This window comes from Pseudomonas sp. W5-01, assembly GCF_046540435.1.
Classification (GTDB): Bacteria; Pseudomonadota; Gammaproteobacteria; order Pseudomonadales; family Pseudomonadaceae; genus Aquipseudomonas; species Aquipseudomonas graminis_B.
Genome location: NZ_JAXCIP010000004.1, coordinates 501,986 through 519,158, shown reverse-complemented (window position 1 = coordinate 519,158; position 17,173 = coordinate 501,986). Strand labels below are relative to the sequence as shown.

The 17,173-nt window shown below is 55.6% G+C and carries 9 protein-coding genes; 5 read left to right on the top strand and 4 right to left on the bottom strand.

Going from position 1 to position 17,173, the window contains the following annotated elements; translation table 11 throughout:
* Positions 1-41 precede the first annotated feature (41 nt).
* The 4 genes from SLW75_RS15845 to yejK all read right to left on the bottom strand — a co-directional run bounded on the left by SLW75_RS15845 (position 42) and on the right by yejK (position 3,602).
* On the bottom strand, positions 42-1,019 hold the full coding sequence (locus SLW75_RS15845; RefSeq protein ID WP_410934893.1) for a hypothetical protein: 978 nt from the start codon (positions 1,017-1,019) through the stop codon (positions 42-44).
* Positions 1,020-1,109: 90 nt separating this feature from the next.
* Positions 1,110-2,075: a hypothetical protein gene (locus SLW75_RS15840; RefSeq protein ID WP_410934892.1), complete on the bottom strand. Its 966-nt coding sequence runs from the start codon at positions 2,073-2,075 to the stop codon at positions 1,110-1,112.
* A gap of 404 nt (positions 2,076-2,479) precedes the next feature.
* Complete coding sequence (locus SLW75_RS15835) at positions 2,480-2,830, bottom strand: glutaredoxin family protein (RefSeq protein ID WP_065991995.1); 351 nt, start codon at positions 2,828-2,830, stop codon at positions 2,480-2,482.
* A gap of 25 nt (positions 2,831-2,855) precedes the next feature.
* A complete protein-coding gene (gene yejK, locus SLW75_RS15830) occupies positions 2,856-3,602 on the bottom strand; it encodes a nucleoid-associated protein YejK (protein WP_410934961.1) in 747 nt (248 codons plus the stop codon).
* Positions 3,603-3,900: 298 nt separating this feature from the next.
* On the opposite strand from yejK, the gene SLW75_RS15825 reads away from it, so the two are divergent.
* The 5 genes from SLW75_RS15825 (at position 3,901) to SLW75_RS15805 (ending at position 17,104) form a co-directional block, all read left to right on the top strand.
* Positions 3,901-8,769, top strand: coding sequence for an AAA domain-containing protein (locus tag SLW75_RS15825; protein ID WP_410934891.1), 4,869 nt, complete (start codon positions 3,901-3,903; stop codon positions 8,767-8,769).
* Entirely contained in the window at positions 8,762-10,315 is a 1,554-nt protein-coding gene (locus SLW75_RS15820) for a hypothetical protein (protein ID WP_410934890.1), read from the top strand. The genes SLW75_RS15825 and SLW75_RS15820 overlap by 8 nt, the downstream gene beginning before the upstream one ends.
* A gap of 170 nt (positions 10,316-10,485) precedes the next feature.
* The gene (locus SLW75_RS15815; protein WP_410934889.1) at positions 10,486-12,012 is read left to right on the top strand and encodes a hypothetical protein; all 1,527 of its coding nucleotides are present in this window, start codon (positions 10,486-10,488) and stop codon (positions 12,010-12,012) included.
* The gene (locus tag SLW75_RS15810; protein WP_410934888.1) at positions 12,005-16,072 is read left to right on the top strand and encodes an NACHT domain-containing protein; all 4,068 of its coding nucleotides are present in this window, start codon (positions 12,005-12,007) and stop codon (positions 16,070-16,072) included. Before SLW75_RS15815 ends, SLW75_RS15810 begins: the two co-directional genes overlap by 8 nt.
* Before the next feature lie 54 nt (positions 16,073-16,126).
* On the top strand, positions 16,127-17,104 hold the full coding sequence (locus tag SLW75_RS15805) for an IS5-like element ISPssy family transposase (RefSeq protein ID WP_024421311.1): 978 nt from the start codon (positions 16,127-16,129) through the stop codon (positions 17,102-17,104).
* Positions 17,105-17,173 lie beyond the last annotated feature (69 nt).

Below are 17,173 nucleotides of genomic sequence, written 5' to 3'. Positions count from 1 at the left end.
AACAGATCCCGGCTCGTCATTCATGAGCCGGGGTGTTTCAGCTACTGCGCAACGGCCTGGTCCGCAGCGCTGTAGCTGAAGATATCCCCGCCGGCATTGGCGAAGTTCAGCCGCAGGATTGGCACGTTGTAGCCGGCGTTATTCATCTTCACCTGAAAGTTTCGGGCGGCGGCCAGCCCTCCCGCCTTGCTCACGTCATAAAAATAGGCGGCGATGTACTTTGGCATCTGCCCGCCATCGCCTAAATTGTTGAGCAGTATTTCGTTCCAGATCGACTGGAGCTGAGGGAAGTCGTCTCTGGAGGCAATCATGTTGTTCCAGCCGTGCTGACTGTCGATGTTCCAGGAACACTGCCTGTATGTCTGCAGGCCAACGCTTTGAAAATGTTGATCCCATTGGGTTGCGGTGGTGATGTTCATCCCTTCGCAAGAACCCCACGCGTAAGCAGAATTATCATCGTCAGGCTTCGCTGGTGCGCTGGGCGGGTACTGCTTGCCCCGGTAGCCGCAGCCCTTATGGCCGTTGGCGGTCGACGTCGACGCGTCATAGGGATACAGACAGATAAAGCCGGATTCCAGCCCCGGCAGACCGTATGCAATGGCATCAATGCGGTTGCGCAGGATAAACCCTGCAGGATGGTACAACCGGGTCTGAATCACGCCTCTGCGTAGCCATGAATAAGAAGTCGCGCCTATCGCCAGGGCGTTTGAGCTGTACATCCAGGGATTGAAATTACCGTCGTCCACGGTCCGCAACGTTACGCCGCTGCAATAATAATGACCGCGTGGTTTGTTGGTACCGTACTCACGGCAATCCGTGATGGTTTCTTTGTAGTTTTTATTGACGTCGGCGAGAACTTGCTCGGGTTTCTGCAACTGTGCGCGGGGAGCATAGGCCGGCGCCTGTGTTGTTGATGGCGCAGGCGGTGGTGGCTCCATCGGGGGAAGGGGCTGATTGGAGCAAGCGCTCAGTATCAGCGTGAGCATTAACATATAGCGACTTGTTAATTGACGGATCATGGCCGGAATCCTTCTAGCGCGTTGATAGTCCTGGTATGTGGAATGAGCGCCGTGCATGAAGTTGCTCAGCGTTCGATAACGTCATTGCCTTCACGGATAAGCAATCTGGTCACTCGCCGAGTACCCGAAACGACTCGAGGGTGCGGCATTAAAGTTGATGGAGTAGATGGGCACTCGTCTGGCTTTTTTGCTTGCCAATTTGGACTGGAAAGCCCGAGCGTCATCGCGCGCTCCGGGTTTATTGGCGTCGTAGAAAAACGCCATCACTAAAACATCTTCGATGACTCCAACCGCCGGCACCAGAATCTCGTTCCACGATGTTTTGGCCGGAAAGCTTTCATGGGAAGCAATCATCGCCATCCAGTTGCTGGTTTTGCCGGACGACCAGGAACACTGCGAATACTCAGTTTGGCCGTTGCTTTGATAGTGAGCATTCCATTGGGCAGCGGTGGTATAGCCGAGTTTGTTGTCGCATGAGCCCCAGACAATGTAATGGGCTGGGTTGGGGGTGCCGGGTGCACCCGGTGCGCGCTCAAAGTCACACCCGTTATAGTTTCGGGGTTTTCTGACCGTGTAGGCGTCAAAAGGATAAAGGCAATTGACCCCGGACCAGTTGGCCTGTCCGTCGGAGTAATACTTATTGATGTCGTCGGGGTTCATCCGGATGTATCCGGCGCGGTGATAAAGGGTTTTGGTACTCAGGTCGTGCCTCAGCCAGGTGAAGGATGAGGAACCGAGCGCATTGGCACTCGAGCTGGCAGTCCAGGGGTCGAAGTTGCCGTTATCGACAGTTCTTAAAAACACGCCTGAGCATCGAAATAACGGCTGGTTTCCGCTGCACGCTGTTGAGTTGTCATTGTAGTTTTTATTCAGTAGAGGCAAGCCCACCGATGGCGCAAGGGGGGGGTTGTAGATATAGGTGCTAGCCACACGAGGCGCCACACTTCTGTTGGTTTGAGGGACGTTGGCTTCAGGGGGGTCGGCTTGACGCACGGCGGTACTGCAACCCACTAAAAAAGATAAAAGCAAGGCGAGTGCGCCGGGAAGAGTCTTCATGACGTCTGATCCATCAGAGTAAGATTTATTTGAATTAAGTAATCTTCCGGATGTTTGTCAAATCTGTCATTTAAGACCGAATGCCCGCTGACAGGAGGGTGAGTTTCCGTGAGCTGCCTTTTAATCGCTATTGGCGATTACAAGTAAGGTTGTTGATTTCGACGTTGCGTGTTTGTGGCAGCGGCAGGGTTATAGGCGTGGGCTTTACATCGCGAAATAAACTAACGATTGCGGCGCTGGCGAGAGTATTCAGCTTGAATGTTATAGCGAACGGCGATTGCCGCTGTCGCTGGAGGGCCTATGTGGGAAGCGTATTAAAATGAGGCGCTGTATCGGCTTCCCAACGTCTTTCAGGACTGAGATATCAGTAGACTGGCGCAGACGCCCGATTCAGCCTGGCGCGCCTACTTCAACGCAGCCAGAATCTGCTCTTCGCTAAACCCCCTGATCAACGTGCCATTCACGTCGATCAGGGGAATGCCGCGGCCACCCAGTGCTTCATAGGCTTTGCGCCCTGCGGCGTCTTTCTCGATATCGTACTCGGTATAGCGAATGCCCTGGCTGTCGAGAAAGCGCCGGGTCTGTTTGCAGTAGCCACACCAGTCCGTGGCGTACAACGTCACCTTCGCATTGGCCTGCGCCTGCTCCGACAACGCGGAGGAGGGGTGAACCAGGTTTTCGATTTTGCCCCAGTTCTGGTAGACGACCACCACCAGCATGACGAGCAAGCACTTCTTCAGGGTACGAACGAACATGTGGGTCTCGGCTCCTCGGCAGGGGTCAGCGGCGTTTGAGCTGATCGGTCAACTGAGTGGGCAGCCCTTTGATGATCAGCGTGCCTTTCTCTTCGTCGTACTCAATCTTGTCGCCCAGCAGGTGCGCTTCAAAGCTGATCGACAGACCTTCGGCGCGGCCAGTGAAGCGACGGAACTGATTGAGCGTGCGCTTATCGGCCGGGATCTCGGGCGACAGGCCGTAATCCTTGTTGCGGATGTGATCGTAGAAAGCCCGCGGGCGATCCTCGTCGATCAGGCCCGACAACTCTTCCAGGGCGATGGGCTCGCCCATTTTGCTCTGGCTGCTCGCGTAGTCGACCAGCGCCTTGGTTTTCTCGCGGGTCGATTCTTCCGGGAGGTCTTCGCTCTCGACAAAATCACTGAAAGCCTTGAGCAGGGTGCGGGTCTCGCCCGGTCCGTCGACGCCTTCCTGGCAGCCGATGAAGTCGCGGAAGTACTCGGAAACCTTCTTGCCGTTCTTGCCTTTGATAAACGAGATGTACTGCTTGGACGCTTTGTTGTTCTGCCACTCGGAAATATTGATGCGGGCCGCAAGGTGCAGTTGACCCAGGTCCAGATGCCGGGACGGCGTCACGTCCAGCGCCTCGTTTACCGCCACGCCTTCGCTGTGGTGCAGCAACGCGATTGCCAGGTACTCCGTCATGCCTTGTTGATAGTGCGCAAACAGTACGTGACCGCCGACCGACAGGTTCGACTCTTCCATGAGTTCCGGAACCTCCCTAACTGTTATATGTGGTTTATCTAATGTAAATCAGTTATTTACCTCATGTAACTATTTTTCGGAATTCTTTTGAGAGAAGGTCAGTGGCTTTAACTTAAAAAGATGGCTGCTACACGGAAATCCATTCTGCTTGAGCCGCCGTCAGGTAGAGTCTGCTCCATTCAGATGGCATGCCTGGTGCTTGATTCGGATCTAAAGGTCTTCCAATGCGTTATGGCACAGCTCGTGAGCGTAATGGCACAATGCAAGTGTTGAGCGAGTCTTCAAGGGTTGATGGCTGGCGAATAAATTAGGATAGGGAGGTCTCTTGCGTATCAACTATCTCAGCCCTCGAGGAGTTTTGGAGGTCGAGCATGCCGCCTTGCGCGAGCTCGAAGCGAAGCTACCCCGCGAATGGGGAGCCTATGCAGCATTTCGGTTGGTGACGCGAGGTTCCAAGCAACCACTCGATATCGATTTGCTGTTGCTGACAAGCAATAGGATCCTGGTAGTAGAGTTAAAAAACTGGTCCGGCGACATTACGTATTCGTCCGGTCAGTGGTTTCATCGCGGGGCTCCCATGCCGTCGCCTGTCGATACAACAGACAACAAGGCCCGTGCTTTGAAGCAGCTCATTCAGGAGAAGATTCCTTCCCTGAAGGTGCCCTTCATTGAGTCGCTGGTAGTGTTGTGTCATCCAAAGTGCCGGTTGATTAGCTTTCCAGATGAGCAGCTGCGCTTCGTCACAACGCTCCCCGAGTTCGTTCGTACGGCTTCCGAAAGGACACGCTACGAGACGCGCTTCCCCGATATTCCTTCTAAATGGACCTATCGCTCCGCAAACCCCTTGCCACACCTTCAGAAGTACAACACCATTTTTTCTAATTTCAACCCGTCAGTGCTCAAACGTCGCACCGTACTGCATGGCTTTGAGCAGATTGAGGATCAGGCGGACTACGTACACCCACGCAATATTTGGTCGGAGTTCCTCGCCGAGCATCAGGAGAACCGAAGTTCAAAAGCGCTACTGCGTAAGTGGAATTTTGAAGAGCTTGCCGCCGGCGGCACGTCCACCGTCGAGCGACAGACAATCGGCCTTCGCGAGCTACGCTTGAACGAGGCGCTACGTGTCCAAGCCCCTGAGCTTCACGAAGATTTGCTAGAACCGGTCGGTTCGGCGACGGCTGACGACATCACTACTAACTTCATCGAAGCGTACCGACTTCCTACGGGTATTGAACGTCTCTCCGAGCACTTAGAGCGCAACAGCAACAAGAGCGAGCAAGATCGACGCTTACTGGCTAAAAGCATCCTGGCACGCTTCTCGAAACTACACGCACTGGGGATTGCTCATCGCGACATCACTAAACGTACGCTGTGGGTGGTCGAACCGTCCCGTGTGATCCTGTCTACATTTGCTGCCGCGCGGGTGCCCCAGGCACAGACCGTAGGCGTTCATCGTATCGAGCTAGAAACCGGGTCTATCGAACTGCCGGAAGATGAAGGCGTCGCTGCACAAGCTCGCTCAATTGACCCCTTCGCTCGCGACGTATTCCTGCTTGGGGTGCTGGTCTACGAGATGCTGGAGAGCCAAGAGTTAGAGCGACTCAACAACGTACCGGTCTACGACGATGCAGTTACACTCGTCGTCCCAGCTCTGGCGCCGTGGTACGCAAAAGCCATGGACCTGGATCCTAAAACGCGCTATCGCAATGCTTCCGAGGCGCTCGACGCGTTGAACGATTGTTTGTCGGTTGATGCTGGAACAGACGTCTGTGCTGGAGATTTTGAGGGCTACGAGACTGACGCCAGCCTGATAACCTTCCCCATTAAGCATACTATTTCGACTCATCCCACCAAGATGGTTTACGAGTCGGAGCAGAACGGTGAGCGGGTACTGGTGAAGTGCTGGCCACAACTCAAGTACGACCCGAAGTACCTAGCCCGCAGTCTTCGTCTGCTCGCTTTCCTTCAGCAGGCTAGGTCTATGCGGCAGTCAGGGTTCGATGCAGCCCCGGAAGTCTTGGATTTCGGCTTGAGCATGTTTGGCTTAATGTTGGTAACGCGATGGGCAGAAGGTGAGACGCTAACCGAGTGGCTGTCAAACAACCCAGAGGGGCGGCATCGTGCGCTCGTCGCGCACGCAGTGCTTAATGCCGTGCAGCGTCTTCATATCTTGGGGCTGTCCCACGGCGATGTGAAAGCGGACAACATCATCGTGTCGCAGACGGCGGAGGCACAGCTGCCGCAGGTCGTGCTGGTAGACATCCCAGACCTAAGCGCCGATGGAGACGAAGGAGTAACGGTTGGTACGGTGCCTCCGGCTCTGGAGTGCGCATCCTCTCTTCACCGTGACGCGTTTGCAGTGTGCACGCTTGTATTGACACTGTTGCCTGAGGATTTCGCGGCCACGCGAAGCGACGTCAACCGGGCCATTGAGCTGGTAGACACATTGCCGCCGCTGGACCTGCTCGCCGAAACGCTGCAGGGCGAGCTATACCCAAAGCAGCGTTCAATCTCAACGTTCAAGGCAATCCTAAAGCGCCGCGGTCGTAATGATTCTTCGTCTTTGGATTTGGTCTCCAACAATGGCGAATACTCGGTACGCGCGACCCGGCATCCCGAGACTGGGCACGTTCGATTTAACATCGTCGGAGTGCGGCAAGAACTCTACATCAAATACGACCCAAAAGAGGACGCTGTGCTTGGCTGCGCGGTTAAGGATGTCGACCATATCGATTTCGTCAGTGCCCACCGCAGCAAGGCCTTCTCTCTGAGCGGAGAGATTCAAGTCACCTTTGCGGAGGAGACCGACGTCACCGCACTCGCCGGTTTGCTGTACGAACTCTACCGCGTGAATGTTCTGGACGATCTGGAAGGCAATGACGCGGCGCCGGTATTCGGTGTTGACCCCTACGCACGCCAGTCTGGGGGCTCGACCTCGCAAAAAGTATCGGCTACAGCACTCTGGACCGCGCTATCCGATACCGATGAGATGAACGTCATAAAGATTACGGTACGGCAGGGGGCGAAGCAATTTTCGCCGGATAGCGAGGAGTGGCTCATCCCCTTCAACTGCGAGGCGGGCGTACTCGATTTCTCGGAGGGTGAAGGCATCGAACTGATGGAACGCGGCGTAGGCGCGATCGACGGCAGCGAGCGATGGTTTACTGTTGGCTGGGTCTCACCCGACCTCGGGCGCGACGTCATGCGGGTGCGCTCCAAGAATATACGCTTCTCGCCGAAGGCAGGAGACACCTTGCACGTCCGTGGTACCTTCGAAAAGGCAGCGTCTGAGCGGCGGGTCGCGGCAATGAAGCGCGTGCTCGCGGGAGGAAGCCTTATTCCTTCACTTGTTGACTACTTCGATCCGGACACCGAACGAATGCCGAAGTGCCACGTCGCGATCGACTTAGGTGACCTCAGCAAATACGAACTGAACTCCTCCCAAGAAGAGGCATTGCGGACCGCTCTGTCCCATGGCCCAATTTCACTGCTGCAGGGACCGCCAGGAACAGGGAAGACCAAATTCATTGCGTCGTTTGTTCACCTGTTGCTGTCGCAAGGGCTCGCGCATAACATCTTGCTAGTTAGCCAATCTCATGAGGCCGTGAACAATGCCATGGACAAGGTGGCTGGTTCGCTGCGCGCGTCGAGCATGGATGTGCCTATGGTACGCATCGGCCTTCAATCAATGGTATCGCCCGGGCTCCGTAACGTCCAAGAGGATTCGCTACGTCAGCGCTACCGCGAGAGCTTCGAAGCAGAAATCACGGATCGTGTGCGAGCAGCGGGCGTGGCTATGGGACTTCCAGAAGGCTACGTGCGCTCCGCAACGAAGATTCACATCGCACTGGGTCCGATGCTCCAAAGTATTGACCGTCTTATACACGCGATAGGCGAGACCGATAGTAAGGACTCCTCTGCTAAGGAGCATTTACGACGGCTCAGGCGGGTGTTCGTCGAAGTCGCGGAGCGTCAGTTCGGCATTCAGGCATCGACCGGAAATGACGCGGCCAGCCTACGTGGCTTAATAGGCAAAAAACTCGAATCGTTGGCTCAACAGCACGGTTCACCGAGTCCGGCTAAATGCGCTCGGTTAGAGCAGATCGCTCATCTGTCGATGGAGTTTTCCCAGGTGCTACGTAGCCCACGATCCAACTACACAGCTTTCCTTGCGCGCAGCTCCAGCATTGTGGCAGGCACCTGCGTAGGAGTTGGCAAGCAGGCATTGGGCATCACAGAAGTTCCCTACGATTGGGTCATCGTCGACGAGGCCGCACGGGCATCGCCGATGGAACTCGTTGTCGCGATGCAAGCGGGTAAGCGCGTGCTACTGGTGGGCGATCACTTACAACTGCCGCCGTCGTACCCCCGCGCCGTTGAGGACCAAGCGTCAGCCCTATTAGGGATGCAGCGAAAGGACTTCCGGCGGATGAACAATTTCCAACGTGCGTTTTCATCGAATTACGGCCAGTCGGTGGGAAGAACACTACGCGTGCAATACCGTATGGCGGAGCACATCAACCGACTTGTATCGCACTGCTTCTACGCGGATGCACTTGAGGTGGGACGTGCGCCTCCAGGGGCAGAGTACGAGAAGCTGCCCGAATTTCTCGCCTCGCAGGTTGTGTGGGTAGATACCCAAGATCAGGGCCGAGAGGCTTTCCACCGTTCCGCTGGTACTCACGAAGGTGCGCTCGTGAACGAGCAGGAAGCCTTGGCTGTGGTGGAAGTGGTTCGAGCAATTCTAACCTCAGTTGATTTCTTGGAGGCGGTCCAAGCGCAGGAAGGTGTCCACGAGCCCATAATCGGAGTCATCGCTATGTACTCAGATCAGCGCGACTTGATCCTGAATAAGCTCGAGCAAGCTGAATGGGCATCCGGGCTTCGTCACTGCTTCTCAGTGGGTACTGTTGACAGCTACCAGGGCAAGGAAAATCGTATCATCGTGCTTTCGGTTGTGCGCAATGACACCAACGAGAACGTTGGTTTTTTAAGCGATCCAGAGCGCATCAACGTTGCCATGTCTCGAGCAAAGGACCGGCTTGTGATCGTGACCTCCTCGGCGATGTGGCGCTCCCGGACGAAAACACCGATGAAAAGCGTGCTCGACGAAGTCGAATGCCTCGCGGAGAAAAAACTGGCCACGTTTGTACCATCCAAAGAATTGAAGCGGAGCCTGTCCAATGCGTGAGCGTTTCAATACCGTCGCAGTAGCGATTCCGGCGCAGCTTTTCAGCGTGCGTTGTCATGTCTCAATCGACCGCCAGGTTCCCGTCATGACGGACTTCGCAGTGCGTTTACTGCACCTGAGCGGTCCTCTGGAGGTTGGGGCGCTGCGAGAGTATTTTGGCCTCTCCGCGAGCGAGGTCCGGAATCTGCTTGAACTCTTGCGAGAGGAAGGTCTCGTTGGGGAGACCCATGGACGCATTTCATTAACCTCCTATGCTGAATCGCGCTTCGCGGGCTCATCAGAAGGAATGCCGCGCTTCACAAGAATCGCTGAGCGGCAAAGCCGACCCGTCTTCGAACTGTTGAGTTACACGCCACTGCCCAAGGCGCTATCGAGCAGCTACTGGGACAATGCCTTGGAGCTTAATTGGAACACTGACGACCCTACAGAAGGCAAGACAATTGATAGGGCAGAGGCCGCGTTTCACAAGCATTTCATCGATATCGAACGCTTCGAACAGGAAGATGAAAACAAGCGCGCTTACGCTTGCTACAAAGTGGACGAGATTCGCGCTGGGCGCCCGTTCAGCGTCCCCCTTCCCGTCCACTTCGAAGTAGACGTCGAGGGCAACGTCGCGTTTGAAATCGACACGCAGTTCGAACTTCTGCCTGAGTCACTACGCTCGCAGGTGCGGACCCTAACATCCGACCGGATCGCCGCCCTCTCAACCCGGACCAATCACCTGCGCACTTTCATTGAGCTCTTCGACGATGAACTGCTCTCGCGATATTTGCTGCCCGCGCAGGCTAGTGGGGAGAGAACCACATTAATCAAACCTGACGGGCGGATCGGCCTGCGGAAAGACCAGGTGATTGACTTTGGGCGGTATGTACGCGATGTGCATGGCCAGGCGAACGGCGAAATGTATGATGCTGGCAATAGCCAAGCGCTTCTTGGTGCTCCGTATATGCCCAAATGCCAGTCCCGTTTTTTGGATGGACTGAGTGAAGCCCTCGCTGCATCCAAGCGGGCTACAAAATTTGAGCGGCCAGCGGCTATCTTCTGGACTATCCCGGACTCTGATCTATGGGGGCGCACTAGCCTGGTTCGCGATCTAATTGACAGCATCCAGGCTGCGCTCAAAGAGAGCTTGGGCACAACGCTGGAAGTCGTTGCCATTGCGCCCTGCCGCCAAGAGGAACATAGGGATCGCCTCGTCAAGCGCGCACGTCATCTACTCGATGCAGGTTTCAGTCGCGTATTTCTTGGCCCATACCAACCCAAGCAGGAGTGTTTCGAAGTTCTACTGATCCCAGGCATCTTCGGCGCGGCGACGTACCAATGGGTAGTGCCAAGCGCAGACCGGTACAACGTGCCCTTAGGGTTTGTGAGCCAGTCCGATGCAAAGCTGCAGAAGATGGTGGAGTTTATTCAGGTTGTCTTGACTTCGTCGCTCTATGGGGCAGGTCGGAGAAACGGCAGCACGCCTGAAGGGCGCGGGTTCTGGTTCAACGACGCAGATGTGAGCGATTTCTTTCTTCTTGATCGCTCTGTCACTGCACCATGAAACCCTAATGAACTTATATAGCAATAGTATTTATGGCTTGGCCTCCACATTGAGGCAGGAAGAGGGTGGCTCAGTCACTATTATCCACGCAGAAACCTAACCCTCTGCCGTCATACGGTTGCGCATGAGTCCAAGATAAATCGGAATATCCACAAGAGCTACCCCAGCACATGACTGAGTCATTTTCCCGCGACGAAATCGAATGCAGTCTCGCTGAACTACAGGCGCGCGTCGGCATCGCATTAGCTCCCTTTGAAGCGAGCTCGGCAATGCGCTGTCTGCTGGACATGTTGCGTGCTGTCGAGGAGCTGATCAATTTACACACCATTGACTGGGATGACGATGACTTCGAAATGCAGCTTTATGAGTTCCCTGTCATACGTACCGCCGAGAGCGCGCTTCTGCTCAAGAGCATTCGCAAGACTCTGGCTACACGGCTAGAGCAACCCCTTGTCGATAGATTCACGATGTTGATCCTTCAGGGGGCTGCCATCGGTATGGCGTTTATTCTCCATGGTCCCGCTGAGGCGGCGAGTGGTTTTCAGACTCTCGCGACGATGATGGGCTACATGCAGTCGAGGCGACGGCATCTTGTGGGATTACTGCACTTCATTCCGACAGCGTGTCGAGGGACCAATCTCATAACAAAGGAGGATGCCCTCAACGTTTTCCTGCCCATTGTGGAGTTCAGCGCCGCTCCGATGATGGGGGCTCAGTATGCCTTGATGGTCAAAGACGCCCAGAAGCTGCTGGGTATCGCCGACGATGCCAGCGCCGAGACGGCCATGCTAAACGGGTTGTTTCTAGAGCCGGAGCGCTCCTCTATCACCGAGATGCCCAATTCACCAGAAGCGTGCCAGATCCTAAAGGCCTGGGAGCAGGTCCCGCCTGATCGCTTATTTTCGGCCGCAGAACTTAGAAATGACATCCTCATGTGTGAAGCCGTGTACGCCGAGTTCGACCTTAGAGGGACCGAATTCGCCGTTGCTGCATCCTTGATACGCCGCCTTTCCAAGGAATTCATTGAGGACGACTATTGGATTCGTATCTCCACCAAAGATCTGGCCAGGGTTGCTGCGGAGGAAGGTGCAGCACTGTCTCTCGTGGCGGCATTAACTTGTGGCGCCGACACGTACATGGAGTGTCTTTCGAGTTACGCGCCGCTGGCTTTGATCGGAGATCACTATTTGTCTACCGTCACGCAACTGAGCCGATTCGCCTATTCCTGGCGGGCACGGATACTCGATCGCAATAAGCGGTTTCAGATTCGGGCGGGCTTCATGTTTGAGGATGTGGTCAAGGACGCGCTGGAGAAGCAGGGCTTCATCGTCCAAGACATTGTGCGCATCAACCGGCAGGAATTCGACGTCGTGTCGATGCGTGACGGTATTGTTTGGAATGTCCAATGCAAGAACAACTTCGTCGACCTTGCACGTGTCGACTCAGATGCAGTCGCATTTGCCCGATACAATCGCCGCCTTGTGCGAGCATATGAGAAGGCTTTGATAAAGGAGCGCAATCGTGAGCATCTTCTGAAGATTAAATTGGGCACTGAGTTCGTTCAGCACATGTTGGTCTCGCGTTTCCCGGTAGTAACTGATAACCCGCATATCGTTGTCTTCAGTCGTATCACCGAATTCGCTGCGCGGGCGGATGGTGTCCTAATGGCTTCCGAGGTTGAGTCCTCCCATGTCTAACGACATAAAGAAAACCGCGATTACTGCTGCAGGTTACATGTATCAGAACCGGCAAGGCCTTAGGATCCTCTGCGATTGGCTTGATGCACCAGCTCGCTACACTAGGGTGAAGTTTGAGTGCGATGATGAGTCTTTCGCGCCGACGGGGCTGGATGACATCGTTGTTGAGCGCTCAGATGGCCTGTTTGACCTCCAGCAGGTCAAGTTCACCCCAGACCCAAATTTGCATCTGCTCTGCTGGAAATGGATGCTCGAGAGAACCGGCAAGACGGCGCGATCGAGGTCGATGCTGCGCAAGTGGTTCGATGCCTTCAAGGCGCTAGACCCGGTGCGCATTGGCGTACTTTCGTTGACGACTAATCGCCGACCGGACGCCGATATCGAAGCTTGCCTGGTCGGCGGCAAGATCTCCTTCGCCAAGATCCCCGAGCCTAGGCGTTCTGAGGTCATGGCCGAACTCGGTGGTGAGCAAAACTGCGAGGCGTTCTTCAGTCGACTGCAAATTCTTCACAGTGACAAGGGGTTTGACACGCTGGAGCAAGAGGTCGATGCACGACTTCGCAAGCACGGCACTCTTGAGGGCATTGCTACCCTTAAGAACGTCGCATTCAACTGGGCGACGCGGAAGAATTTTCCGCCCCCGGACGGTTGGATCACGCTGGAGCAGGTCCGCACCATCCTGCGGTCGACGCCGCCGGCGCCTTTGCCTGAGGACTTCGTTGTCCCGCTGGGTTACGAGGTGCCCGATGAGACATTTCATCGGGAGTTCGTCCGTGACGCCGTCGGCGCTACCGGGAGCGCGATCGTGCTCACGGGGCCGCCAGGCCGTGGAAAGAGCACCTACCTGAGCGCGCTGTGCGACACGCTCGCCGAGCGGGACATTCCCACGGTCCGACACCACTATTTCCTTTCTACGACCGAGCGGGGGCGCGACCGGGTGAACAGCTACGTGGTCGAGCAGTCCATCGAAGCACAGGTCAAACGGTTCCATCCCGATGTTCAGGCCCCTGCGGGCGATCTGCGCGCGCTCCTTGAAGCGTGTGCTTCCCACTACAAGAAACTGGGCAAGCCATTCGTTCTTGTCCTGGACGGACTAGACCACGTTTGGCGCATTAACGCTGAGGACAAGCGGCCACTAGACGATGTGTTTTCCCAAATAATCCCATGCCCGAACAACATGGTGCTACTCATTGGCACCCAGCCTGTGGACGACGCCCAGTTGCCGACGGACCTGCTTGCCTTTGCGCCCAAGGCCGAGTGGCGCACGCTGCCAGCGATGTCTGAGAACGCAGCTCTGTCCTATTTGCGCAAGGCGTTTCAGGAAGGCAGGCTTACGACTGGCTTCGAGGGCGAGGATGGTGCGGAATCGCGACTGCAGGAGGCTGCGACCGCGCTTCGCACGAAGACCAATGGCCATCCTTTGCACGTCATCTATGCTACTGCAGAGCTTGAGCATGCGGGTTGCAACTTGTCGAAGTGGGATGTCGAGCGACTGAAGGGAGACTTGAGCAGGGATGCAAAATTCTACTACGCATCGCTTTGGGGGGCTCTCTCTTCCAGTCTCAAGGACACGCTGCGGCTCGTATGTGCCTTCTCATTCTTCTGGCCTAAGTCTGCGTTCGGAGAGATCGCCTCGAAAGTCGGTATGGCGCAGCCGGACGTCGCGAAAGTGGAGCACCTGCTTCACTCTTCAGCGGCTGGCCTAAAGGTTTTTCACGAGAGTTTGGCGGTTTTCGTGCGTGGAACCGCAGACTACGTTGACCGCGTCAACGAACTGATGCCTGCTGTGGCAAGCTGGTTGGAGAGCACTGCGCCCATCTCGCTACGCGTGAACTGGCTCTGGACGGTTCAGGCAAGGTTAGGCGACCCAAAGAATCTCATCACTGGCCTCACCCGCGATTGGATCATGCTCCGACTGGAGGAGGGATATCCAGAGTCGCTCTTTGATACGCTGCTGTCCGATGCTCTGGTCGCAGCGCTGGAGACCAACGAGTTCGCTGAAGCCTATCGATTAGAGCACCTCAAGTCGCGAATGGTCGGTGGTAGTCAGTACCAGATGCAGAACGACGACATGGCCAGGTTGATCTCGTTTACGTTGATCCTGACTGAAGAGGAGGGCGTTGTACGAGAGGCCCTGGCCTCCAGGCATGAGGCGGATATCTTGCGGCTTGCCGCGCTCGGATTGGCCCTGCGTGCTCGGGGTGATGAGACTGTGGCCGAAGCATGCGGTGAAGAGGCACTTCGTCGATTTAGAGGTCTTAGCCGTTTCTCCACCAGGTACTCGTCGAGCGCCGGCTCTGATGAGTTCCAGTTTCTGGTCGATGCGTTTGCGCGGCTTGGTGCGATCGGTGCGACGCCGACAGCGCTGGCCCGGCTAGTTTCCGAAAACGGTCCGGTCGTCTGGCTGCCGCGAGTCCAAATGCTTGTTGAGGAAGGTAATTTGGATGAGTTGATGGCGGCCGCTGCGGCGCTTGCCCCAGGTGAAAGCAAGAACATCATCAGCGATGCGTGCGTCCGCGCGGCGGCGAGTATTGGAGTCAGCATCGCAGAACGCGATGACTTCAACGAGCTTGGCAGAACCCCTTTCGTCGCTGCCGTAGAAGTGGCTAGAACGCGGGCCTCCAAACCGTTAAATGCGCCTATTCCCATTAAATGGCTAAAGGGTAACTATTACGAGCGCAAGGAAGATCTGGCGACACTTACGCACCACTGGTTTTTCAGCACCGTTCAACTGAGCCTCTGCATGGCTGCGGAAGGTCAAACCGCCTTTGAGTTCGTGCGGGCTCCCGTCTACGAAGATCGGAGGAACATCACTGACTTCCTCAATGCGCTTTCTGTGGTCGCGACAAAGGTTGCGCATCATTGGTGGCGAGAAGAGTTCGTGGACTTCCATGAACTGTTCGAGTTGCTCAAGACGGTAGAATTCAGACGGTTCAGGCAAAGCCATGATGCGAGCTCTGCAGCCGAGGACTTCCGGAGCGCGCTGCATCGCATTGCCTGTGATATCCGCCTCGGCAGCATACTGCTGGATGACTTCGATGACGTGGCCCTAACCGACGAAACCCTTAAAGCGGCAGGGCAGCAGGCTTGGTTTGACTGCGCGTCCTTTCGCATTCAATACGCTTCCGGATTGTTGACGAGGATGACCGACGATGCGGCGGCTGCGTTCGTTCAGTCTCAACGTGTCTTGCTTGATGCAGAGATTCGCCAGGAAACCAGCGTTCATCTTCAGATGCCGCTCCAGCTATGTGCCATTGCCTTAGCTCATGGCCTGAACTCCAGCGCTCGCGAGTTGTGCCAGCAGACGTGGGAGCTGACAACCGGCTATGCACATCGCAAAGATCCTACGCTGAACAATACGGTCGACGCCATCGGCTCCTTGGTTGATGTCGCCCCGAACGATGCTCGTCGCTTGCTCAGCGTTATCGCGCCTCAGGTCCATCACGTTTTGGACTACACCGATGGGAAGGGCACCAGACATGTTCTGGCGGCCGCCGACCGACTACTTGCGAAGCTGAAGCCGTCAGCTTTGGTGACTAAGTACGAGGAGCATACTCACGCAGGTGACTGGTCGCAGGCAGAAGACAGTTTGCGGGAATACGTGGAGCGAGGTGTCAGGGATGGTTGGCCGCTTGACGCGTTGGTGCGAACCGGGCTGCATCCGGAGATCCACGACGTTCTGAATAGAATTGCACGAGAAGGCAGCGAAAGCGCCGGGGAGCGATTTCGAGTACTTCGGGAACATGTCGGTTGGGACATCGGACTGCTGCAGCGAAGGGAGAGTATTGGCAGCGATAGCGAAAACAAACCATACACCGGAGATATCACGACTTTTGCGCCGGAACAACTCGGTGAGTTGCTCGACAGCTCATCAGCCAGCTACAAGGAACAACTGACGCTTCTTCGTAGCTGGTATCAGCATTGGGAAAAGGCTGGGCAAGGAAAGCGACTTCTTACGGCACTCGACGGTTTGCTTCTGTCGGGAGAGGGTAGGCTCCGGGGCGTTTTGGAGCTGTCTGATTTGGCATTTCAGACTAGACGCAAGCTAGGGAAACTCTGAAAAAGGTTTCCCGATTTGGCAAAATACCCCAACACCTTTCACCGAGCCTCCCTGATGAAACAGATGACCTTCGCCGATGCCGAGTACGCGGGTAAACGCAAGCAGACTCGCCGCGAGCGCTTTCTCATCGAGATGGATCAGGTTGTGCCCTGGAAAGGCTTGATCGCTCTGATTGAGCCTCATTATCCGAAGGGCGAAGGTGGCCGTCCGGCCTATCCGCTGATGGCGATGCTGCGGATTCACTTGATGCAGAACTGGTTTGGTTACAGCGATCCGGCGATGGAGGAAGCACTTTACGAGACAACGATCCTGCGCCAGTTCGCAGGGTTGAGTCTGGATCGAATCGCCGATGAAACCACGATTCTCAATTTCCGGCGCCTGCTGGAAAAGCATGAGTTGGCAGGCGGGATTTTGCAGGTCATCAATGGCTATCTGGGTGATCGAGGTTTGATGCTGCGCCAAGGTACGGTGGTCGATGCGACGATCATTCATGCGCCGAGCTCGACCAAGAACAAGGACGGCAAACGCGATCCCGAAATGCATCAGACGAAGAAAGGAAACCAGTATTTTTTCGGCATGAAAGCGCATATCGGCGTCGATGCCGAGTCGGGTTTAGTCCATAGCCTGGTGGGTACTGCGGCGAATGTGGCGGATGTGACTCAGGTTGATCAATTGCTGCACGGTGAGGAAACCTATGTCAGCGGTGATGCGGGCTACACCGGCGTGGACAAGCGTGCGGAGCATCAGGATCGCCAGATGATCTGGTCAATTGCGGCCCGTCCAAGCCGTTATAAAAAGCATGGCGAGAAAAGTTTGATCGCACGGGTCTATCGCAAAATCGAGTTCACGAAAGCCCAGTTACGGGCGAAGGTTGAACATCCGTTTCGCGTGATCAAGCGCCAGTTTGGTTATACGAAAGTCCGGTTTCGCGGGCTGGCTAAAAACACCGCGCAACAGGCTACTCTGTTTGCCTTGTCGAACCTTTGGATGGTGCGAAAACGGCTGCTGGCGATGGGAGAGGTGCGCCTATAATGCGGAAAAACACCTTGGAAAGGTGCTGTTTGAAGGAAACTCGATGAGTTAACAGTGCAAAACGTCTGA

Bases quoted from the DNA above. Each gene is read 5' to 3' on its own strand.
- SLW75_RS15840 (WP_410934892.1), bottom strand. From the start codon at position 2,075: ATGAAGACTCTTCCCGGCGCACTCGCCTTGCTTTTATCTTTTTTAGTG.
- SLW75_RS15810 (WP_410934888.1), top strand. From the start codon at position 12,005: ATGTCTAACGACATAAAGAAAACCGCGATTACTGCTGCAGGTTACATG.
- SLW75_RS15820 (WP_410934890.1), top strand. From the start codon at position 8,762: ATGCGTGAGCGTTTCAATACCGTCGCAGTAGCGATTCCGGCGCAGCTT.
- SLW75_RS15815 (WP_410934889.1), top strand. From the start codon at position 10,486: ATGACTGAGTCATTTTCCCGCGACGAAATCGAATGCAGTCTCGCTGAA.
- SLW75_RS15845 (WP_410934893.1), bottom strand. From the start codon at position 1,019: ATGATCCGTCAATTAACAAGTCGCTATATGTTAATGCTCACGCTGATA.
- SLW75_RS15805 (WP_024421311.1), top strand. From the start codon at position 16,127: ATGAAACAGATGACCTTCGCCGATGCCGAGTACGCGGGTAAACGCAAG.
- SLW75_RS15835 (WP_065991995.1), bottom strand. From the start codon at position 2,830: ATGTTCGTTCGTACCCTGAAGAAGTGCTTGCTCGTCATGCTGGTGGTG.